This is a genomic window from Pontibacter sp. LHS2 (genome assembly GCF_058932845.1).
Genome location: NZ_JBZYWG010000001.1, coordinates 1,485,423 through 1,507,876, shown reverse-complemented (window position 1 = coordinate 1,507,876; position 22,454 = coordinate 1,485,423). Strand labels below are relative to the sequence as shown.

General features: G+C 52.5%; 17 protein-coding genes. 14 read left to right on the top strand and 3 right to left on the bottom strand.

Translation table 11 applies throughout. From position 1 onward, the window contains the following. Positions 1-2: 2 nt before the first annotated feature. The 4 genes from AC5FX6_RS06605 to hrpB all read left to right on the top strand — a co-directional run bounded on the left by AC5FX6_RS06605 (position 3) and on the right by hrpB (position 7,786). The gene (locus tag AC5FX6_RS06605; RefSeq protein ID WP_493596232.1) at positions 3-1,121 is read left to right on the top strand and encodes a serine hydrolase domain-containing protein; all 1,119 of its coding nucleotides are present in this window, start codon (positions 3-5) and stop codon (positions 1,119-1,121) included. A 128-nt stretch (positions 1,122-1,249) separates the two neighbouring features. After that, the gene (locus tag AC5FX6_RS06600; RefSeq protein WP_493596231.1) at positions 1,250-2,461 is read left to right on the top strand and encodes a serine hydrolase domain-containing protein; all 1,212 of its coding nucleotides are present in this window, start codon (positions 1,250-1,252) and stop codon (positions 2,459-2,461) included. Between the two features lie 553 nt (positions 2,462-3,014). Further along, positions 3,015-5,303 (top strand): PKD domain-containing protein, encoded by a 2,289-nt coding sequence (locus tag AC5FX6_RS06595; RefSeq protein ID WP_493596230.1) that lies wholly within the window; start codon positions 3,015-3,017, stop codon positions 5,301-5,303. Between the two features lie 29 nt (positions 5,304-5,332). Further along, on the top strand, positions 5,333-7,786 hold the full coding sequence (gene hrpB, locus AC5FX6_RS06590; RefSeq protein ID WP_493596229.1) for an ATP-dependent helicase HrpB: 2,454 nt from the start codon (positions 5,333-5,335) through the stop codon (positions 7,784-7,786). Positions 7,787-8,029: 243 nt separating this feature from the next. Here the strand turns inward: hrpB and AC5FX6_RS06585 are convergent, their stop codons facing one another. Both AC5FX6_RS06585 and AC5FX6_RS06580 read right to left on the bottom strand, forming a co-directional pair. Further along, positions 8,030-9,505, bottom strand: a complete 1,476-nt coding sequence (locus tag AC5FX6_RS06585) for an alanine/glycine:cation symporter family protein (protein WP_493596228.1) — start codon at positions 9,503-9,505, stop codon at positions 8,030-8,032. Between the two features lie 227 nt (positions 9,506-9,732). Further along, entirely contained in the window at positions 9,733-10,866 is a 1,134-nt protein-coding gene (locus tag AC5FX6_RS06580) for an MFS transporter (RefSeq protein WP_493596227.1), read from the bottom strand. Positions 10,867-11,199: 333 nt separating this feature from the next. Here AC5FX6_RS06580 and AC5FX6_RS06575 point away from each other — a divergent pair, with 333 nt between their 5' ends. Beyond that, positions 11,200-11,490: an isoamylase early set domain-containing protein gene (locus tag AC5FX6_RS06575; protein WP_493596226.1), complete on the top strand. Its 291-nt coding sequence runs from the start codon at positions 11,200-11,202 to the stop codon at positions 11,488-11,490. 33 nt (positions 11,491-11,523) lie between these two features. Here AC5FX6_RS06575 and AC5FX6_RS06570 read toward each other — a convergent pair whose 3' ends face one another. Further along, positions 11,524-11,946: a hypothetical protein gene (locus AC5FX6_RS06570; RefSeq protein ID WP_493596225.1), complete on the bottom strand. Its 423-nt coding sequence runs from the start codon at positions 11,944-11,946 to the stop codon at positions 11,524-11,526. A gap of 161 nt (positions 11,947-12,107) precedes the next feature. On the opposite strand from AC5FX6_RS06570, the gene AC5FX6_RS06565 reads away from it, so the two are divergent. The 9 genes from AC5FX6_RS06565 (at position 12,108) to moaA (ending at position 22,448) form a co-directional block, all read left to right on the top strand. Continuing rightward, entirely contained in the window at positions 12,108-12,608 is a 501-nt protein-coding gene (locus AC5FX6_RS06565) for a (2Fe-2S)-binding protein (protein WP_493596224.1), read from the top strand. Next, positions 12,605-13,600 (top strand): FAD binding domain-containing protein, encoded by a 996-nt coding sequence (locus tag AC5FX6_RS06560; RefSeq protein ID WP_493596223.1) that lies wholly within the window; start codon positions 12,605-12,607, stop codon positions 13,598-13,600. Before AC5FX6_RS06565 ends, AC5FX6_RS06560 begins: the two co-directional genes overlap by 4 nt. Next, positions 13,597-15,816: a xanthine dehydrogenase family protein molybdopterin-binding subunit gene (locus AC5FX6_RS06555; RefSeq protein WP_493596222.1), complete on the top strand. Its 2,220-nt coding sequence runs from the start codon at positions 13,597-13,599 to the stop codon at positions 15,814-15,816. Before AC5FX6_RS06560 ends, AC5FX6_RS06555 begins: the two co-directional genes overlap by 4 nt. A 27-nt stretch (positions 15,817-15,843) precedes the next feature. Further along, positions 15,844-15,978: a hypothetical protein gene (locus AC5FX6_RS06550; RefSeq protein ID WP_493596221.1), complete on the top strand. Its 135-nt coding sequence runs from the start codon at positions 15,844-15,846 to the stop codon at positions 15,976-15,978. A 691-nt stretch (positions 15,979-16,669) separates the two neighbouring features. Further along, positions 16,670-17,848, top strand: coding sequence for an XdhC family protein (locus AC5FX6_RS06545; protein ID WP_493596220.1), 1,179 nt, complete (start codon positions 16,670-16,672; stop codon positions 17,846-17,848). Further along, positions 17,836-18,441: a nucleotidyltransferase family protein gene (locus tag AC5FX6_RS06540; protein WP_493596219.1), complete on the top strand. Its 606-nt coding sequence runs from the start codon at positions 17,836-17,838 to the stop codon at positions 18,439-18,441. Before AC5FX6_RS06545 ends, AC5FX6_RS06540 begins: the two co-directional genes overlap by 13 nt. Before the next feature lie 78 nt (positions 18,442-18,519). After that, on the top strand, positions 18,520-18,981 hold the full coding sequence (locus AC5FX6_RS06535) for a (2Fe-2S)-binding protein (RefSeq protein ID WP_493596218.1): 462 nt from the start codon (positions 18,520-18,522) through the stop codon (positions 18,979-18,981). A 3-nt stretch (positions 18,982-18,984) separates the two neighbouring features. Beyond that, on the top strand, positions 18,985-21,129 hold the full coding sequence (locus tag AC5FX6_RS06530) for a xanthine dehydrogenase family protein molybdopterin-binding subunit (protein ID WP_493596217.1): 2,145 nt from the start codon (positions 18,985-18,987) through the stop codon (positions 21,127-21,129). Between the two features lie 338 nt (positions 21,130-21,467). After that, a complete protein-coding gene (moaA, locus tag AC5FX6_RS06525) occupies positions 21,468-22,448 on the top strand; it encodes a GTP 3',8-cyclase MoaA (protein ID WP_493596216.1) in 981 nt (326 codons plus the stop codon). Positions 22,449-22,454: the final 6 nt, after the last annotated feature.

The window sequence follows — 22,454 nt, the reverse complement described above, 5'->3', positions numbered from 1 at the left end:
TGATGAAAAGACGTTTCCTGTTTCTTCTGCTCCTTGCCAGTTTTCCTGTTGCTGTTTCCGCAGAAAGCCCGGCCAATTTAAAGGATGGTAAACCTGTTGCGGCGCCCAAATCTGTTCAGCTTCATGCAGCGAAGTTAGCCGCCCTGGATAGCGCCATCAGCAACAATGCCTTCAAGAACATCACCAGTGTGCTGATCGCCAGAAACGGACAGTTGGTGTATGAGAAATACTACCAGGGCTTTGCCGACAGTTCGCTGCACGATACCCGCTCGGCCACCAAAAGCATCACCGGACTTTTGATCGGACTGGCGATCGACAAAAAGATGATCCCTTCCGAGAAGACCACAGTCACGCGCTACTTCAAAGACAAGAAACCCTTTCAGAATCCTGACCCCAGAAAAGACAAGATTACCATTGAAGATCTGCTGACTATGAGCGCATTGCTGGAGTGTGACGATGACAACCAGTACTCCAGAGGCAATGAAGAAAGGATGTACCTGATCGAAGACTATTACCGGTTTTACCTGGATCTGCCTGTCAGGGGCTACGCCGGTTTTGTGAAAAAGCCTGAAGACTCTCCCTATGGCAGAAGCTTCAGTTACTGCACGGCAGGCACCGTGTTGCTGGGCGGTGTGCTGGAGAGAAGCACTAAGATGAAGGTGGATGCCTTTGCGAAGCAGTACCTGTTCGAACCCTTAGGTATCACCAAAGCAAAGTGGCAGCTCACCCCCATGGGTACGCCCATGACTGGCGGAGGTCTGGGCCTAAGAAGTCGTGACTTATTAAAACTGGCTATCCTGATGCAGCAGGACGGCAAGTGGAATGGCAAACAGGTGATCTCCAGCAGCTGGATCCAAAAGTCCACTGCCACACAGGCGCATGTGCGGCAGTTCAATGGTCAAAACTACGACTACGGCTATCTGCTATGGCAACAGCAGTTCGGTCAGGATAAGCAGTACGCCGCTTATTATATGTCCGGCAATGGTGGCAGTAAGATCGCCGTGATCCCCGAACTTGATCTGGCAGTCGTGATCACGAGTACCATCTACGGAAGCTTCCAAGGGCATGTGCAGACAGAGAAGATCCTTTCGGACTATATCGTGGCAGCTGTCGAGGATTAGGGGTAGTAATCCATCGTCAGGTATACGACAAAAGCGTGATAACACATACATGACAGGAGAGTGACGCAAAACTATTCGAGTTTATTACGTAGTTTTATTTATACCTCAGCTTATCTAAAAAAAGCGGCATGTTCAAATCAATCCTGTTCTTACTACCGGCTCTATTGCTTGGCAGCACAACCTTGTTTGGCCAGGTCAGCAAAATTCAAAAGTTAGATGGCAGCTACAGCACGGCGCAGGAGATACATCAGGTGACAAAACGACTGATGGACGCCGCACAGGTAACCGGATTGGGTATATCGATTTTGAATAAAAATGAAGTCGTGTATCAGGAGGCTTTTGGGTATAGCAACTACGATACGAAAGACACCCTGAGCCGCAACACCATTTTCTACGGGGCTTCGCTGAGCAAAGCCGTTTTTGCTGTGCTGGTCATGCAGTTGGTAGAAGAAGGCGTGATTGACCTTGACACCCCGCTCCAGCAGTACCTCCCCAAGCCAATTCCGGATTATAAATTTGCCAAAAGCTGGCGCGGTTATCACGACCTGAAAGGCGATGACCGGTATAAGGCCATCACCGCCCGCATGTGCCTGGCGCATACAACTGGCTTTCCGAACTGGCGTTTTTTAACCGATAAAGGTTACGATGCAAAGGGAAAGCTATACCTGCAGTTTGACCCCGGAACGCGCTACGCCTACTCCGGCGAAGGACTGCACCTGCTGCAGTTTGTGCTGGAGAAAATCACAGGGAAAGGCCTGGAAGAAATGGCGCAACAACGCATTTTCAAACCGCTCGGCATGACCCGCACCAGCTACATTTACGTGTGGCAACCCGGGCAGGAAAAGCAATACGCCTATGGGCATGATCATCAGCAAGCCGTAGTGCCCAAAGACGAGGTAGACGACGCTGGCGCAGCAGGCAGCATGGGCATCACACTGGCCGATTACACGACCTTTTTAACGGCTCTCCTGAATCATAAATTGCTGAAAAAGGCATCCATGGAAGAACTCTTTACACAGCAGATTGCGATTAAAAGCAAGCGCCAGTTCGGGCCGCAAGCCCAGATCGAGACAGACGAAAACAAGCGCATCAATTTAGGCTATGGCTTAGGCTGGGGCGTGCTGCAATCATCTTACGGCGTGGGCGCTTTCAAAGAAGGGCATTCAGAAGGCTACCAGCACTATTCCATTCTTTTCCCCGAAACAGGCACCGGCATCGTCATCCTGACAAACAGCGACAACGGCGAAAGCATCTTCAAAGAACTTCTCGAAAAAACGATAGGCGACACCTTCACGCCCTGGGAATGGGAAAATTACATTCCTTATGATGCTAAAAAGTAAATGCAGCAAAATACAGGAGGCATTCCCAGCCCGTTTCCTTGAATAAGTAGCGGTATACTCACATGCGCATACGCTAGCACCAGCAAAAAACTGATGCCATAGAAAAGAGTTTAACCTGATAACTGATGAAGAAGTAAAAGAGATAGAGGTTAACTTTGCGCTTTGTTTCGCGGTAAAGATTTGCATTTGTTAAAGCAAAGGCGCTCACCCCATGGTAAACTCTCAAACTCCTAAACCCTCAAACTCCCAAACTCCCAAACTCCCAAACTCCATTGCCTTTCAATCCATTCTCCATAGACTTACCCGTTCGGGAAATAATACCTGGCGTAAGAGAACACCTTTCGGCGCAAAACACATTGGTCGTAAACGCCCCTCCCGGAGCCGGTAAAAGTACTTTGCTGCCGCTGGCTTTGCTGGACGAAGTTTGGTTAACATCAAACTTTATCTCAATAAATAGATAATAAATAGATTAGATATGGCCCTAACCAATACCAATATAAATAGAAGACATTTTCTCTAAATAGCTATATATTTATGCCTGTATTATTTGATTATGGGTAGACATTTACGTTTCAGCAGGTCCTTCTTTATTATACTCCTGCTTATACTTACTGCATTAGAAGTTAAAGCGCAGCGCAACAGAGCCAATCACTGGTTTTTTACCTACCGGTCAGGTATAGATTTTAACCAGAGCCCGCCTCAATCCAACGACGATGGAAAAATAGAGGAGCCCTCTCAGGGTTCGGCCGTAATGAGCGATGCTTCGGGCCAGCTCTTGTTTTACACCGATGGACAATCCGTCTGGAACCGAAACCACCGGAAAATGCCCAATGGCTCTGGCATGACCAAGGGGCATGTAGGGCTCACCATGCAGACAACCGTGATTGTGCCAAGGCCAGGCTCCACTACGCAGCATTATATTTTCACAACCAACCCGTACAACGGCCCCATGGAGCAAGGGCTGTTTTATGCCGTGGTAGACATGTCGAGGCAGGGTGGACTGGGAGATGTGATACAGAAACACGTGCCGCTCCACAATCCTGTCACGGGGAGTTTAACAGCAGTGCAGCATGCCAACGGAACTGATTTCTGGGTGATTGCACATGAATATGATAGTGGCAGGTACCTGGCTTACCTCGTGACAGCATCCGGTGTACAGACGACTCCCGTTATAAGTGAATTGTCCTCCATACACAGAGGGTACGCTGGTCAAATGAAAGTAGCCCCTGACGGAAGCAGGATTGTAGTACCCGCTGATGCAGGAGCGGAAATATCCGATTTCAATACGCGGACAGGTACGTTGTCGAACACCTATGTGCTGCAGCGTGACCCGAGAATCTGGTTGTCGGGGCTGGAGTTTGCACCAAATTCGACGTTGTTATATGTTGCCAATGTCAATCAAGCCATTTACCAGTACGATTTGAACAAGAATAGCTGGGCTGAAGTGGAAGCTTCCCAATACCGGGTTGGAGGATGGGGGTTTGCAAACAATATCCACGATTTACAGCTGGCCCCGGACGGCAGGATATACGCCTCCAAAGGGGGCGGCCAGGGGTCTGGAGCTGCCTTTCTGGGTGTGATCAGCAATCCAAATGGTTTGCGCGAACAGGCTGGCTTCGATGAGAAAAGCTTTCCGGTAGTGTCACCTGTCGACCAAAGGCTCCCCGCTTTTGTTACGTCCTACCTGGCAGATCCTCCGACTATAAGCTATAACCATCATTGTCAGGGGCAGGAGACAGCCTTTCGGGCCTCCGGCATTGGCAGTAGAGATGCCCTGCTTTGGAACTTTGGCGACCCTGCTTCAGGAGCACGCAACACCTCCAAAGACCTAGCCGTGACACACATGTTCAGCTCTCCCGGTACTTACACCGTGTCCTTACAAGTGACGTTGGGAGACCAAGTTAAAATGCACCAGGTGCAGGTTACCATCCATGAAAACCCTGTGGTTAACCTGGGGCCCGATATAAGCGTGTGTGAAAGTGCTGTAGTTAAACTGGATGCGGGTACTGGAACCGGATTTACCTACCTGTGGTCTTCCGGCGAAACAACCCAAACGATTAAGCCTACCTCCGCTGGCAATTACTGGGTGGAAGTGAGCAACGGCTACTGCACGACAAGAGACGAGATTAAGGTGACAATCAACGCAAACCCAAAGCTGAACCTGGGCCCTGACCGTACACTTTGTGAAAGTACCCCTGTGCAGTTATCGGTGGGAGCGACTAACCAGGGCTATGACATTTTGTGGTCGACAGGCCAGAGGACGCCAGCCATTACAGTGACGCAACCAGGCTTGTATTGGGCAGAAGTTACCAATGGGGCATGTCGTGTTCGGGATGAAATCAGGATCAATTATACCCGACTGGGAGACCTTTCGATTGTAGCAGCGAAGGATACTTTGGCTTACCAGGAGCTACTATACCTGGAGGGCGTGGGCACCGATCTGGTTTCCTGGAATTGGGATTTAGGTGATGGTACAACCTCTATTACGTCGAATCCTATCCACCAGTATACCTATGCCGGTACATACAACGTCACCCTTTATGGGACAAATATGTATGGTTGTATTGCCTTTACTGAGAAAGAGATCGTGGTAAAGCCTCATCTGTTTATTCCGAATGTCTTCACCCCCAACAACGACGGGAAAAACGATTTTTTTCGGGTTGAATACAATGGTAGGGGCCCTTTCGATGTGCAGCTCTACAACAGATGGGGCAAGCAGGTATACCAGGCCGCGACAAAAGACTTTGCATGGTCAGGAGAGGGTTCACCCACAGGGGTGTACTATTACCTGATCAAAACTGAAACCGGTACTTACAAAGGTGCCGTAACACTAATGAAATAAAACAGAATTCAACGTATTTAATTAACCCCTTGCCTTTCAATCCATTCTCCATAGACTTACCCGTTCGGGAAATCATACCAGCTGTCAGAGAACATCTGTCAGCACAGAACACGCTGATCGTAAACGCCCCTCCCGGAGCCGGTAAAAGCACCTTGTTGCCACTGGCTATACTCGGCGAGTCCTGGCTGAAAGATCAGAAGATCATCATGCTGGAGCCCCGGCGTCTGGCGGCTAAATCCATTGCCGAGCGACTGGCGCAGCTGCTGGGCGAGGAGGTGGGCCAGACCGTCGGCTACCGCATCCGGTTTGAGAACCGCATTTCGGACAAGACCCGCATCGAGGTCGTGACCGAAGGCATCCTGACCCGCATGATCCACAGCGACCGCTCGCTGGCAGGTATAGGCATCGTGATCTTCGACGAGTTTCATGAGCGCAGCATCCATGCCGATGTGGCCATGGCCCTGAGCCGAGAGGCGCAGCATACCTTGCGGCCCGACCTGCGCATTCTGGTGATGTCGGCTACGCTGGACATGCCGCAGCTGACGAGTCTGCTCAAGGCGCCGGCCGTGCAAAGCATGGGGCGGCAGTACCCGATCAACACGATCTATACCGGCGATGCCGACGACCGCATGCTGCCCGAAATGACCGCCCGTGTGGTGCAGCAGGCAGCCAAGGAGCAGGAGGGCGATATCCTCGTGTTCCTGCCCGGCGAAAACGACATCCGCAAAGTGGAAATACTCCTGCGCAAACAACTGCGTGGCGTGCAGATCCACCCGCTGTTCGGGATGCTGCCCTTCGGCAAACAGTACGCCGCCATCATGCCCGACCGCGAAGGCAGGCGCAAAGTCGTGCTGGCCACCAGTATCGCCGAAACCAGCTTAACCATAGAAGGCGTGTCGGTGGTAGTGGATACGGGCTTCGGCAAAACTTCCCGCTTCGACCCGAAGTCCGGTTTGTCGCGCCTCGAAACAGCACGCATTTCCAAAGATGCCGCCGACCAGCGTGCTGGTCGCGCCGGTCGTTTGGGCCCGGGCACGGCTTACCGCATGTGGAGCAAAACCACGCAGGAGCGCATGGCCCCGCACCGCACCCCCGAGATCATGGAAGCCGATCTGGCCAACCTGGTGCTCGACATGGCGCAGTGGGGCATTATGGATATCCGCAGCCTGACCTGGCTTAACCCGCCACCACGTGCTGCCCTGCAATATGCCACCGAGATGCTGCACCAACTGCAGGCGCTGGAGAACGGCCGCATCACCGAGCATGGCAAGAAAATGCATGCGCTGCCTTGTCACCCGCGTATCGCGCACATGCTGCTCAAAGCCGAGGAAACCGACCAGGTAGCCCTGGCCAGCGATATTGCCGCCATCCTGGAAGAGCGCGACCCGCTGGACCGCAATGCCGGCATCGACATCAACCTGAGAATTGAAGCCCTCCGCAGGTATAGGCGCGAGCAGGGGCAGGGTAAGCGCTTTGCCAAGATCGAGAAGATCGCCCGTTCGTACCGCCAGCTGTTCAGTATAGCGCCCGAGAACAGTAATTTTGACGACTACGAAACCGGCGTGCTGCTCACGCATTGCTACCCGGAGCGCATCGCCTATGCCCGTCCCGGTAATAATGCGCAGTTCCAGCTGGCCAGCGGACAGTATGCGTCTGCCGGTCACCGCGACGACCTGGCGCACGAGCCCTGGCTGGCTATTGCCCACCTGCATGCCGGTACAGGCGACAATCCGGGCCGCATCTTCCTGGCCTCGCCGCTCAATCCGCGCGACCTCGCCCCGCTCGTGAAGCAAAAGGAGGTGTACCACTGGGACGTAAACGACGGCGAGCTTACTGCCTCGATGGACACCCGCATCGGCAGCATTGTGCTGCAAAGCAAGCCGCTGCCGCCGCCCGACGAGAAGCACCGCGTACCTGCCATGTCCGAAGCCATCAAACAGGAAGGCGAGCACCTGCTGGACTTCAACTACGAAGTAAGGCAATGGCAAAACCGGGTGCTGAGTTTAAGAAAGTGGCGCCCCTCCGAGTTCTGGCCCGACGTGAGCACCAGCACCTTGCTGATGACCAACTGGGATTGGCTGAAGTCCTACCTCTTCGACATCGAACACCCGGATGAACTGATGGAGCTGGAGCTGCAGCCGATTCTGGAAGCCAAATACCTGGACGATGAACAGCGTGCCCGATTGGAGGTGCTGGCCCCCTCCAGTATCACCTTGCCGGATGGTTCGGATATTGACGTGTATTATCACGCAGACGGCAGTCAACCGAAGCTGGAGATCCGGCTGCAGGATGTGCTGGACTGGGAAGAAAGCCCGACCGTAGACGATGGCGAAATGACGGTGGAACTGGCCCTGCTCAGCCCGGAGTTGAAGCCAATTACGACCGTATCGGACCTGGCGAGTTTCTGGAAAGGAAACTACCGCGTGATCAAGCGGCAGCTGGAGGTGGTGTTTCCGGAGGTGAAATGGGAGAGAGAATTGTAGGGACAGGTCGCGACCTGTCCGCACGCATTGTGATCGGTCGCTGCGATTTGCATGGCATCTCCGGTTTACCATCATATAGCTTCATATAAAAATTACCTGTGCACGATTCGGACAGGTCGCGACCTGTCCCTACAAACCACATGTACACCCTGCAAACTGCTCTTTGGGATTGATATACCCCATAACAAAAGAGACGCTTTCATAGCGCCTCTTTTTTGTTTTCTATACCTCTTTTCTCTGTCTCTACACCGCTTTCAGTTCTCTTTGGTCTTGCGCCTCCGGCTCGTCAGTGCCGATGGCTTTGTTCCAGTCGCTGGCGTTCTTTATACCTAGTTTTTCCGGGTCAAAGGTTGGGTCGAGCCCGGCTTTGCGCTGGGCCAGGTAATCTTTCAGGGTGCGTAAGGCAGGCTTGCGCAGCAGGAAAATGGCGATCACGTTGAGCCATGCCATGATGCCCACGCCGATGTCACCAAGCATCCAGGCGGATTCTGCCGTTTTCACAGAGCCGTAAAAAGTAGCGGCAAGTATAAATAAGCGAAGCGCCCAGAGCATCCATTGTTTGTTTTTGGTGTTCAGGTAGCTCAGGTTGGTTTCGGCAATATAGTAGTAGGCCATGATGGTGGTGAAGGCAAAGAAGAACAGCGAAATAGCGATAAAGCCGCTGCCCAGCGCCGGGAAGTGAGAGCTCACAGCCAACTGCGTATACTCAGGTCCGAATGGCACACCCGGCAGGTTCTCCACCAGGAAGCCTCCTTCCGGATTGACCACATTGTATTGCCCTGTAAACAGGATCATGAAGGCCGTAGCCGTACAAACAAATAATGTATCGACATATACAGAAAAGGCCTGCACCAGCCCCTGCTTAGCAGGATGGCTTACCTCAGCCGCTGCAGCCGCATGCGGTGCAGTACCCTGACCGGCTTCGTTGGAGTAGATGCCACGCTTCACACCCCACGAAATCGCCATACCAAACACACCGGCAAAAGCAGGCTCCAGGTCAAATGCAGAACTGACGATAAGGCTGAACACGGCAGGAACTTCCGAAATATTCATCAGAATGATCACCACCGACATCAGGATATAAGCGCCCGCCATAAAAGGCACTACCACCTGTGCCACGTTGCCGATGCGCTTCACGCCGCCTACAATAATCAGGGCCAGCAGCAAGGTAACGGCACCACCTGTATAGGCGACCGGTATCTGGAAGGCATTGCTGATGCCGGAGGCGATGCTGTTGCTCTGCACACCTGGCAGGAACAGGGCCATGCTGATAATCGTCGCTACGGCAAACAGCACCGCATACCATTTTACGCCAAGTCCTTTTTCGATGTAGAAGGCCGGACCACCTCGGTACTGACCATCCTTTACCTGCTTGTAGATCTGTCCCAGTGTGGCTTCTATAAAGGCAGAAGAACTGCCCAGGAAAGCGATCACCCACATCCAGAACACAGCACCCGGTCCACCCATGGCAATGGCCGTGGCGACACCGGCAATATTACCTGTACCGACACGCCCGGCAATGGCTACGGTAAAGGCCTGAAAGGAACTGATGCCTTTTTTAGAAGCCTGCCCTTTGAAGAGCAGGCGCAGCATTTCGCCGAGATAGCGTACCTGCAGAAACTTGGTGGCGATAGAGAAGTATACACCTGCCCCAAGGCAAAGTATGATAAGTGCATTGCTCCAGACGATGTCGTTTACCGAGCTGATGAAATTTTCCATGGAGAGAAGGTGGGCTTTAATCGTGTCAAGTATAGTTTGAAACCCTGTTTTTATATAACGAAAGGTTTCTGCACTTTAAATTAGACAGAAATTTTCAGAACTGAAGATTTTATCCCGGCTTATTCTTCCCACCGAAGGCCCGTTTGAACAGAAATTACTGAATGTAAGGGGGAAAGGAAATCTTCAGAAAGCCGGAAGATTAGGTCCCCGCCACACCCAAAACCAACTTACCTTTCCAAGCGGAAGAACTTTCTGGAGATCGGGATCAGCATGGCGCCGGCCAGGGCGAATGTGACAAAAGCGAACTTGAGGTTGAAGGCATGGGCCAGGTAACCGATAAGTGGCGGGCCCATGAGCATACCCACAATACCGAATGTCACGATCATGGAAATGGCGATGCCAGGCGAATACTTTTTGGAAGCGCCCGCCAGCGTATAGGTCATCGGTATAACCGAGGCCGTACCGAAGCCTACGAGTGAGAAACCCACCATGGCAGGCCAGAAACTCGGGAACAGAATGGCCAGTGCTATACCTGAGAAAATAAGGCTGGCACTGAGTACGTAGGTTTTTTCCATCCCGATCTTCTCGATGATCCGATCTGACACAAACCGCGAAAGCGCCATAAACGACATAAAGATGAGGTAGCCTGCGGTAAAGACCTCTTCGCCCACCACCTGCTGGAAGTAAATGCCGCTCCAATCGAACATGCCACCCTCGCACACCGCCGCAAAAAATACGAGCAGCCCCAGGTATAGGATGTAGGGATCGGGCTTGCCAAGTGTGAGTTTGTTGCCCGTCGTGGAGCGGTCGTTGCGCAGCAGGTAGGGGAAGGCGCCCAGCACGATGAGCGTCGTGGTGATAGAAACTATTACCAGGTGTGGCACGATCGATATGCCAAGCGAAATCAGCAGTGTCGTAACGCCAACACCCACAATGCCGCCCGTGCTCCAGAGACCGTGGAAGGCCCCGTTTATTTTGCGGTCGTACAATTTCTGCAGCGTAATGGCCTGGGTGTTTATGGCGATGTTAAACACACGCATACTCAGCGAAAACAGGAATAAGGCCACGACCAAGGCAAATGGTGTGGCAGCAATTCCGATCAGTGAGAGCGAAGCGGCATTCATAACCATAGCCACGATCAAGGGGAAACGGCTGTCGAACCGAGTGACAAGCCAGCTCGACAAAGGCAAGCCGATCAGCGAGCTCACCGGCATGGTCAGCAGAATGCTGCCCAGTTCGGCCTCATTCAGGTGAAGCTTGGAAACAATGGTGGGGATGCGGGAAGCCCAGCTTGAAAAGTTGAAGCCGGAAAGAAAGAAAAAGAGACTAAGCGAAAGTCGGTTCGTGGTGATAGAATGCATTGCGGAAAAATAAAGACGCAAGTTGCTAAAAAGTAAAGCCTTTAGATACGTTTATTCTTTCTTTTCAATGGATGCTGTTTTCAAATTCGGTTGTTTTTCCGCCGAACAGATAAGTAGGCAATGCTGAGCGTCTGATTAGCCCGGTTGAATTATCGTAGCCTTAAAAAGAGGGGCTATACCTGCACAAGGGCTTGAGGATAACCCGACGGAAACTCAAAACATTAACAAAACTTGTCAGGAAAGAGTACATGATATTGCTGGCAGGAAAATGCAACACCTTCCAGCACTGATTCGCTTTAGCAACCATACGTCACAGAAAAAAACAAAAGAAGAATGATTCAGAAAACCTACCTGAAAACGAAAGACCAGTGTAAAGTTAAATTCACGATCAGCATCGAAAATGCCGACAGAGTGGAGATCCTTGGCCTGCATAACGACTGGAACACACCGATCAAAATGAGCAAGAAAAAGGGCGGTATATTTGAATGTGTGCAGACACTTCCGCGCCATACACAGCACGAATTCAAATACCTGGTAAACGGCACCGACTGGCGCAACGATCCGGATGCCGATGGAGAGGCGCCTAATGAGTTTGGCGGAACCAACACCTTGCTTGTGCTCTAGTCGCCATTTCCTGCTACAGCATCTGCTATAAATCTAATTGCTTATACCTGAGATGTAGGAGGCTATCTCCTGCTCCTTATCCTGCATGTGTTCGTAGGCAAACTTCTGCAGCACATCGCAGGATACTTTGTCGAGCACGCCAAAGATCCGCGCTTCACTGATCACCTCCTGGTTCCAGTCTGAGGCAATGACCATGATGGCCTGCCCGTTGTAAGGACTGAGGTCCAGCAAGTCGGCGGTCAGGTTAGGCGATGGCCATTTGCCTGCTGCCAGACTGTACAAGCCTGGTTCCCAGCGGGGCGGGTCATTCTTCAGATCCGGCACCGGCTTAAAATAGCCTTCATCCACAGACCCTATAAACAAAACGTTCGCTTTGTTGAGCGTAGTCGGTACGAGCGTCTTGGGGTCTGGCAATACGGTGCCGGCTTCTTCCAGCGTTTCTTCAGGTTCATCCATGCCTATACATACTACCAGGAATAGCAGATAGTTGTCCTGCGCCATTTAGAGCCAACATAAGAAGGAAAGGAGCGTAAAGTTAAGCTATTCATTTTTCGCTCACCTGACTGGCAAAAATTCTTTTCAAAGACAGTCGGCTGGTCATTTAATCTCCTTCTGCTATGGAAAAAGAAAATCCCCCATTACCACCGCTGCAACCAGTCACGCTTCGCATCAACGGCAAAGAGCAACGCCTGGAGCTGGCTCCCTGGACCTCCCTGCTTGATGCCCTACGGGAGCACCTGCACCTGACAGGCACCAAAAAAGGCTGTGACCACGGCCAGTGCGGTGCCTGCACCGTGCTTGTCGACGGCAAGCGCATCAACTCCTGCCTGACCCTGGCCATGATGCAGGAAGATAAAGAGATCACCACGGTCGAAGGACTGGCCAAAGACGGCGAACTGCATCCGGTACAGCAGGCCTTTATTGACAACGATGCTTTCCAGTGCGGCTACTGCACACCGGGGCAGATCTGTTCGGTGATCGGGCTGGTGAACGAAGGGAAAGCCAAAACGATGGACGATATCCGGGACCTGATGAGCGGAAATGTGTGCCGTTGCGGTGCCTATGTGAACATTGTGAAAGTGGTGCAGGAAGCACTGGAAAGGAGCGAGGCCAGATGAGACCATTTACCTATACCCGGGCCACGGATGTGAACAGCGCCGTGCAGGAAATCACCAGACATGAAAAGGCGAAATTTGTAGCGGGCGGTACCAATTTGCTCGATCTGATGAAGATCGATGTAATGGCCCCGCAGCACCTGGTGGACATCACCCGCATTGCCCTAAAAACGATTGAAGCAACAGCAGACGGCGGTTTACGGCTGGGTGCGCTGGTATCCAACAACGACACCGCCTACCATGGGCAGGTAGAGAAGCGCTACCCGCTGCTCTCGCACGCTATACTGGCCGGCGCGACCGGGCAGCTGCGCAACATGGCCACCGACGGCGGCAATCTCCTGCAACGCACCCGCTGCTATTATTTTTATGATACCCAAACGCCCTGCAACAAGCGTGAACCCGGCTCCGGCTGTTCGGCCATCAAGGGCTACAACCGCGACCTGGCCATACTAGGTACAAGCGAGCACTGCATCGCTACCCACCCCTCCGATATGTGCGTGGCCCTGGCTGCGCTGGAGGCTACCGTCAACGTAACCGGACCAAAAGGCGAGCGAACCATACCTATTGCCGACTTCCACCGGCTACCCGGCGATACGCCGCACATCGACACCAACCTGCAGGAGGACGAAATCATCACCTCCATCGACCTGCCGGCAAAAGGCTTTGCCAAGCACTATACCTACCTCAAGCTCCGCGACCGCGCTTCGTATGCCTTTGCCATCGTATCGGTGGCCGCTGCCCTGGACCTGGACGGCGGCACGATCAAGGATGCCCGCATTGCCCTGGGTGGCGTGGCGCATAAGCCCTGGCGAAAACCAGAGGCAGAAGCCATGTTGAAAGGACAGCAGGCAACGCGTGAGAACTTCCAAAAAGTGGCAGAGGCTTACCTGGAAGGAGCAAAGGGTTATGGGGATAATGATTTTAAAATAGAGCTGGCGAAGCGGGCCATTGTGCGGGCGCTGGAGCAGGCTTTTAATAAGGAGGGTGCAGCATGAAAACAGATCAGATAGGAAAAGAAAGAAATCGGGTAGACGGCAAAGCTAAGGTAACCGGCGAAGCAAAATATGCAGCAGAGTTTGATGCTGAGAACCTGGCGTATGGTGTGATCGTGAACAGCGGCATTGCCAAAGGAAAGATCAAGAGCATCGACACCAGCAAAGCCCTGGCACTGGACGGCGTACTGCAGGTATTCACACATGAAAACCGTCCCGGCTACATGTGGCTCGACAAAAACTACAAAGACGAAGATGCGCCTCCGGGTTCCCCTTTCCGTCCGCTTTATGACAACGAAGTGCAGTTCAGCATGCAGCCTATTGCGCTGGTAGTGGCCGAGACGTTTGAACTGGCAAGATATGCAGCCATGCTGGTAGAAGTGGACTACGAAACAGACGAACACGACACCGATTTTGAAGCCAACCTGGAGCAGGCTTATGAGCCGAAAGAATACAAGGCCTCAGAACCGCCCAAGCCACGCGGGGATGTAGACAAAGCATTGTCTGAGGCAAGTGCCCGTGTCGAACAAACCTATACCCATCCGGCTGAGCACCATAACCCGATGGAAATGCATGCGAGTACAGCCGTGTGGGAAGGCGACGGAAAACTGACGGTCTACGACAAGATTCAGGGCGTGCAGAACAGTCAGCAGTACATTGCCAGTGCCTTTGGAATGTCGGAGGACGAGGTGCGGGTGATTTCACCATTTGTAGGAGGAGCCTTTGGTTCCGGTTTGCGTCCACAATACCAGCTTTTCCTGGCTGTGCTGGCAGCCCATGAACTGCAGCGCTCGGTGCGTGTGGTGATGACGCGTCAGCAGATGTTCTCGTTTGGCCACCGCCCCAAAACCCTGCAGCGCTTTAAACTCGGCGCGGATTCCGATGGAAAGCTACAGGCGCTACAGCAAGAGGTATACGGCGAGACTTCCCGCTTTGAAGACTACAGCGAAGATGTGGTGCTTTGGCCAGGTGTGCTGTACCCATGCGACAACACCAAGCTGACACACAAACTGGTAGGGCTGGACGTCTATACCCCGCTCGACATGCGGGCCCCAGGTGGTACCACCGGTATCTTCGCGCTGGAGTGCGCCATTGATGAACTGGCCTACGAAGCAGGTATAGATCCGCTGGAGTTCCGCAAGAAAAACTACTCCGAGAAAGACCAGAACGAAGACAAGCCTTTTTCGAGCAAAGAACTGCGGGAGTGTTACCGGCAGGGTGCTGAGAAGTTTGGCTGGGCTAAGCGCAAAATGGAGCCACGTTCCATGAAAGACGGTCACCAGTTGATCGGCTGGGGAATGGCGCAGGGAGCCTGGGAAGCGAATCAGTCCGAGGCCAGCGCCAAGGCCGTGCTTAGTAAAGAAGGCAAGCTTACCGTAAGCAGCGCCACCGCCGACATTGGCACCGGTACCTACACCGTCATGACCCAGATCGCAGCCGAGACACTGGGTCTGCCATTGGATGATGTAACGTTTAAATTGGGAGACTCTGATCTGCCAAAGGCGCCTTTGGAAGGTGGCTCCAAGACCGTTGCTACGGTAGGTTCCGCCGTAAAAAAGGCCTGCGAACAGGTACAGGAAAAACTGCTGAAGCTGGCCCAGCAGCAGCCGGATTCGCCATTGACTGAAGCAAAGCTGGAAGATGTAGATTTCTCAGAAGGTAAGATTAGCCTGAAGCGTGATGCCTCTAAAAGTATGCAGTTGCAGGACCTACTACAGCTAAGCGAAAACGGCAGTATAACGGGAGAGGTCTCTACCAAGCCATCGGATGAATCGAAGGAATACGCCCGTTACGCGCACTCCGCCGTATTCGCTGAAGTGAAAGTAGACGAAGATCTGGGTACCGTGAAGGTCACCCGCTTGGTAACCGCTGTAGCCGGTGGCCGCATTGTCAACCCCAAAACTGCCCGCAGCCAGATATTAGGCGGCATGGTCTGGGGTATGGGCGTCGCCCTGCACGAGCACACTGTGATGGACAACAACCTCGGCCGCTTCATCAACCACGACCTCGACAAATACCATGTGCCCGTGAACGCCGACGTGCAGGAAATGGAGGTGATCTTTGTAGAGGAAAAGGATGAAGTAGTGAATCCACTGGGTGTGAAAGGTCTTGGTGAGATTGGGGTGGTCGGTGTAGCGCCTGCGATAGCAAATGCGATTTTTCATGCAACTGGGAAAAGGGTAAGGGAGTTACCGATTACAATGGATAAGTTGTTGTGATTTTTTTCGCCTGACCGGCGGTGGGGTATGACGATACCATGGTATGGCGCGAGCGTCCTCGCTCGTGTCTGCTATGGTGGGGCCTCTGGCCCAGGTATAGGTATAGCCGAGGCTTTCGCAGGTATAGCACACCTTCTTATGTATAACTTTCTTGTTTCATAGCTTTGGCTTGGCCAGCCGGGTAGCTATTTCGCCTGTGCGGCGGGCACTCACTTTTTTCCTTGATGAAAAAAGTAAGCAAAAAAATCAAGACGCTTTTAAACTCGCTGAACGCTCAGACACAAAATCGTCGTTTGGTGCACATGGCTGATGACTTTGTTTCATAGTAGAAGTGCAAGTTAGCTGGATATGCGTGCCTGGGGTTTGTGGAACTTGCAGAAACTACAGCGCAAATTCTTATCAAATGGTAGTCTTAGAAAAGTCCCCCTTCGAAGGGGGTAGGGGGATGACATTCATTCCCAGGTTCCTCTCTTGAGAGCAGAGCCGTTTGATACTGCTTTTTTTGTCATTCTGAAAGAATCTTGGTTGTAAATAGCGTAGGCCAATCACCTTTGTGACCAAGTTTCTTTCAGAATGACAGTGATATTTGAGTAAGTTTTTTAGAATGAAACGACGCTCCTCTTGAAATGGGCAGGTGGATGTTAATCGTGCATAGCACCATCCCCTGTTCTAGGGGAGGGATGGGGTAGTGCGACCCGGCATCTGCAAAAATCCTGTAAATCTTTTAATCCTGAAAATCCTTGGGGAGGGGGCCCTATGTTTAGATTCAGACAAGAAGCCCCATTAAACCAAAACCCTCCAAAAAAGTCTCAGATTTCGTAACTTGTAAGCTTCAAGAGCACTTTATTAACACATGAAAGAACTGCAGGATATTGTAGGGGCGTACGAAGTAGCGCGGCAGGAGGGGAAGCAGGCGGCGCTGGCGACGGTGGTGCAGGTACAGGGCTCTTCTTACCGGAGACCTGGTGCCCGTATGCTGGTGACGGAAGATGGGCAGCTGACCGGTGCGATCAGCGGTGGTTGTCTGGAAGGCGATGCGCTGCGCAAAGCCCGACTCGTGATGCACGAGAAGCAATCCATGCTGGTGACCTATGATACTACTGATGAAGACGATGCGCAACTGGGTGTGGGCCTGGGCTGTAACGGAATCATCCAGATACTGATCGAGCCGATTAATCCAGAAGATCCGGCAAATCCGATCGCTTTCTTTCAAGCTTTTCTGAGCAACCGGCAGTCGGCGGTGGTCGTGACGCTTTTCTCGCTGGAGGACCGCACGAATCTGCAGCCGGGTACCTGCCTTTTTATACCTGAAAAAGGAGCTGTTGTAGGTGCTTGTGCGGATAAAAATTTGCAAGCTGCCTTACTGAATGATGCGCAAGAGGTGCTTACGCAGCGGAAGTCCATCACAAAAGCTTATATGACCGACGCAGGCTCTTTGACAGGCTTTGTGGAATTGCTGCAACCGGCTGTTTCGCTGGTGGTGGTAGGGGCTGGCAATGATGCTATCCCTTTGGTGAACATGGCCGCGATACTGGGCTGGCAGGTGAGGGTCGTGGACGGTCGTGCGAACTATGCCAAAGCAAGTCTTTTTCCAGCCGCAAAGCAGGTGCTTGTGGCAAAACCGGAGCAGGTGCTGACGCAGCTTATACCGGATGAACAGACGGTTTTCGTGTTGATGACACACAATTACAACTACGATCTTGCCATGCTGCGACAGCTTATGCCCCTGGCTATACCTTACATTGGTTCACTCGGACCGAAAAAGAAACTGGAGCGCATGCTGGCAGAATTGCAGGACGAGGGAATGGAGATCACCGAAGAAATGCGGCAGCGGGTCTATGGTCCGACAGGATTGGAGATCGGCGCTGAAACTTCCGAGGAAATTGCCCTGTCGGTGCTGGCTGAGATCAAAGCGGTGCTGGCTAACAAGTCCGGTGGCTTATTGCGTGATAAACCGGGTGCTATTCATGATCGTGGCCAGGAAAATCTGGAACTGGTCAAGCAGACAAGCATATCAGGATGTTTTCTATAAGCGGACTGGTCATATTGGCGGCTGGCGCTTCCACACGGTTAGGTCAACCAAAACAACTGCTGCACTACCAGGGCAAGAGTCTTTTGCAACGAGCAGTGCAAGCGGCTACGGAAGCTGGTTTTTCGCCTATTGTCGTGGTACTGGGAGCGCATGCAGACATACTTATACCTGAAATTACCGACTTACTTGTTACAACGGTGCAGAATCCGGACTGGCAGGAGGGAATGGCTTCTTCTATCCGTAAAGGACTACAGGAACTTTTGAAATTAAAGCCTATGCTGGACGACGTTACCTTTATGGTGTGCGACCAGCCGTTTGTTGATGCTGCTGTGCTGAGGCAACTGCTGCAGGCAAAGCAGGACGGCCGAAGCGGTATCATCGCCAGTGCCTACCAGGGAACACTAGGTACACCGGTGCTATTTGACAAGGTTTACTTTCCGGAGCTACTGGCGCTGGAAGGGCAGGAGGGAGCCAAGAAGATCATCCTGAAACATCCGTCTGCTGTCAGTTCGCTGCGTTTTGAAGCAGGGGCGACCGACATTGACACGGCAGCAGACTATGCGGCACTGCTTCAGACAGATTTGCCGGATTAAACAGATTTTAAGCGGGGGTGCTTATTTCCCGCTCCATATAATTTCCTAACTTAGAGTTCAAAATTTCAGATTAGAAAGATGGCGACATACAAACTGCAAATCAATGGCCGAAGCTATGAGGTCGATGTAGAGCCGGACACCCCGCTGTTGTGGGTGCTGCGCGACAACCTGGGACTGGTAGGTACCAAGTATGGCTGCGGCATTGCACAATGCGGCGCCTGTACCGTGCACGTAAACGGCAACGCGATGCGCTCCTGCGTGTACCCGGTTTCTGCCGCTGCCAGCGCCAAGATCACCACGATCGAAGGCTTATCAGAGGCAGGCGACCACCCGGTGCAGTTGGCGTGGGATGAGGTGGATGTGGCCCAGTGCGGCTACTGCCAGGCTGGTCAGATCATGACGGCCACGGCGCTTTTGAACAAGAACACAAAGCCGAGTGCTGAGGAAATTGACAATGCCATGAATGGTAACATCTGCCGTTGCGGTACCTACCACCGTATTCGGGAAGCAGTTGCATTAGCCGCCACTAAACTCAAATAAGCCATGTCAGAACTAACACAGGAAAGCAGACGCAATTTCATGAAGCTGTTCGCCGTGGCGGGTGGCGGTCTTGTATTGGGTTTCAACTCGACCAGCTCTATTGCTTCAGGCCTGGGCCTGATCGACGGATCGAACCTGCCGGCTGCTGCCATCGATTTCAACAGCTATCTTTCCATTTCTCCTGATAACATCATCACCATCCTGTCGCCAAACCCGGAACTGGGGCAGAACATCAAGACCTCTTTCCCGATGATCGTGGCAGAGGAACTGGATGCTGACTGGAGCAAAGTGAAGGTAGTACAGGCACCCCTCGATACAAACAAATTTGAGCGCCAGGTAACAGGTGGTAGCGGTGCTGTGCCGCACTCATGGGAACGTCTTCGCAAGGCTGGTGCTACTGCGCGTCACATGCTGCTAGAAGCTGCAGCCAAGCGCTGGAACGTAGCGGCCAACTCCCTCAGCACAGAAAACGGCATGGTGGTGCACGCTGCCAGCGGTCGTAAACTGAACTATGGCGAACTGGCAACCGAAGCTTCTAAGGTTCCGGTGCCAGCGGATGTGAAGCTGAAGGACAGCAAAGACTTCAAGCTGATCGGTACGGTCGTTCGCAATGTCGACAACCACGAAATGATCACCGGCAAGCCACTGTATGGACTGGATGTATACAAAGAAGGGATGCTCTTCGCCATGATCCAGCGTCCGGAGGCTTTTGGTATGAAACTGAAGTCAGTAGATGCCGCCAAAGCCAAAGCGATGCCAGGTATAGTAGATGTGGTGACCTTCAAAAACAACGTAGCCGTGGTTGGCAAATCGACCTGGCAGGTGATGAAGGCCCGCAAAGAACTGAAAATTGCTTACGAACCGGATGGTACCCTGGAAAGCTCTGCCGACCACGACCGTTTGTTCAAGGAATTGCTGAACAGCAAAGAAGCCTCTGTTCGTCGCCAGGATGGAGATGTAGAGGCTGCTTTCAAAAATGCTGCAAAAGTGATCAAGAGCGAGTACCAGTGTCCGTTCCTGTCACACAGCCCGATGGAGCCGATGAACTTCTTCGCGCATGTGCGTCCGGATGGCGTTGAACTGGCTGGTCCAACCCAAACCCCGCAGCGTGCCCGCGACATGGTGGCGAAACTTTTAGACATAGCGCCCGAGAAAATCACGTTGGACCTGACACGTTTGGGTGGTGGTTTCGGTCGCCGACTCAGCGCCGACTATGTGTTGGAGGCGGCGGAACTGTCGAGCATTATAAAAGCTCCGGTAAAGGTGATCTGGTCGCGTGAAGATGACATGTCAGGCGGAACTTACCGTCCGGCCGTGCGCTACCGTTTTGAGGCCGCACTCGATGCCAAAGGCAACATGATCGGCTATAAACTGCGTGGCGTAGGCATCAATTCCGGTAACCCAACGAGAGAAGACAACTTCCCATCTGGTGCCGTTGACAATCTGTTGATCGACTCCGTAGAGCATAAATCAGCGATCACGACGGGACCGTGGCGTGCCCCGATCACAAACTTCCTGGCTTTTGCTGAGCAGGCGTTTCTGGACGAGGTGGCACAAGCTGCGAAGAAAGATCCAATACAGTTCCGCTTGGAATTGCTGGACAAAGCCAAAAAAGCACCGGTAGGTGCCATCAAATACGACATCGACCGCATGCGTGGCGTAATCGAGCTAGCCGCTGAGAAATCAAACTGGGGCAAGAAGAAAGGTGTGCACCAGGGCTTCAGCGTTTACTTCTCGCACCGCTCCTATGTGGCGCAAGTGGCCGAGGTGAAACTGGTAAAATCAGTGCCGGTGGTTGAGAAGGTATACGCCGCGGCTGACTGTGGCATTGTCGTGAACCTGAGCGGCGCCTACCAGCAGGTGCGCGGCGGTATCGTGGACGGTCTGGGCCACGCCATGTACAGCAAACTCTCGTTCAAAGATGGAGCCGTTGAGCAGAAGAACTTCAACAACTACCGCCTCATCCGCCTGAAAGAAGTGCCGGAGATCGACGTACATTTCGTCAACAACGGCATCGACCCAACGGGCTTAGGCGAACCGGCGCTCCCACCGACCGGAGGCGCTGTGGCCAATGCCATTTACAAAGCAACAGGCAAACGACTGCGCAACCAGCCGTTTATGGAGCAGGTAGAGTTTAAGAGTGCATAAATAAGTTAGTATTTAGAAAGGCGGTTAGAAAAAGTCCCACTTAGAAGGGGGCAGGGGGATGACAAATACTTGCAATTAGCTACTGCAGTTGATCAGGCAAAGTGCAGACGAACCACCCCCTGCCCCTCCTTAACCAAGGAGGGGAGCTTTTCCTACTACATCAATTTGGATGTATATAGTGAAGGAATTTAGTTAATGAAGAGTAACAGTAACTATTATACTACTACAGACCAAATAGTAATATCAGGCTCCCCGCCTTGGTTAAGGAGGGGCAGGGGGTGGTTTGACCCGGTATTGCAATCAAAACATCCGCAGCAGATAACGAGTAGAGAGTAAGCATGTTGGTAGACAGACACGGAAGGAAGATCAACTATTTGAGACTGGCGGTGACCGACAGGTGTAATCTGCGTTGCTTTTACTGCATGCCGGAGCAGGGGCTGGACTGGCTTTCACGGAGCGAAGTGATGACGTACGAGGAGATGCTCCACATTAGCCAGGTGATGCTGCGCATGGGGATTGAAAAGATCCGCATCACGGGAGGCGAGCCTTTTGTGCGCAAAGATTTTATGGACTTCCTGACGAAGCTCTCTCAACTGCAGGGACTCCAGCAGCTGACGCTTACTACCAACGGCGTGCTCACAGCCCCCTTCGTGCCGGAACTGAAGAAGATAGGTATACACAGTGTCAACCTCAGCCTCGACACACTCGATCCGAATCGATTCTTCGCTATCACCCGACGCGATGTATTGCCGGCTGTACTCGAAACACTCGAAGCATTGTTGCAGCATGGAATTGAAGTGAAGATCAATGCCGTGGTGATGGAAGGAAAAAATACCGAAGATATCCTACCGCTGGTAGAGCTCACCAAAAACCATCCAGTAAGTGTGCGTTTCATTGAAGAGATGCCTTTTAATGGTGGCGAAAGTCACTACACCACGCTCGCCTGGGATCACTTTCGCATCCTGGAGAAGATCAAAGAGCAGTACCCAGCCATTACTAAAACGATCGATCCGCCACACTCTACCTCGTACAATTACCAGATACCGGAGCACAAGGGCAGCGTGGGTATTATTGCTGCTTATACCCGTTCTTTCTGCGGTACCTGCAACCGCATCCGACTCACGCCACAGGGTGAGCTTAAGACCTGTCTATATGGCGACAGTGTGCTGAACGTAAAGGACTTGATGCGCAGTGGTATGCCAGTGCAACAATTGGAGCAGGCACTTAACCAAGCGATCAGTCTGAAGGAAAAAGATGGTTGGGAAGCTGAGAAAAACAGTCAGTCGCTTCATACCTCCATGGCCAGTATTGGAGGCTGATCTAAA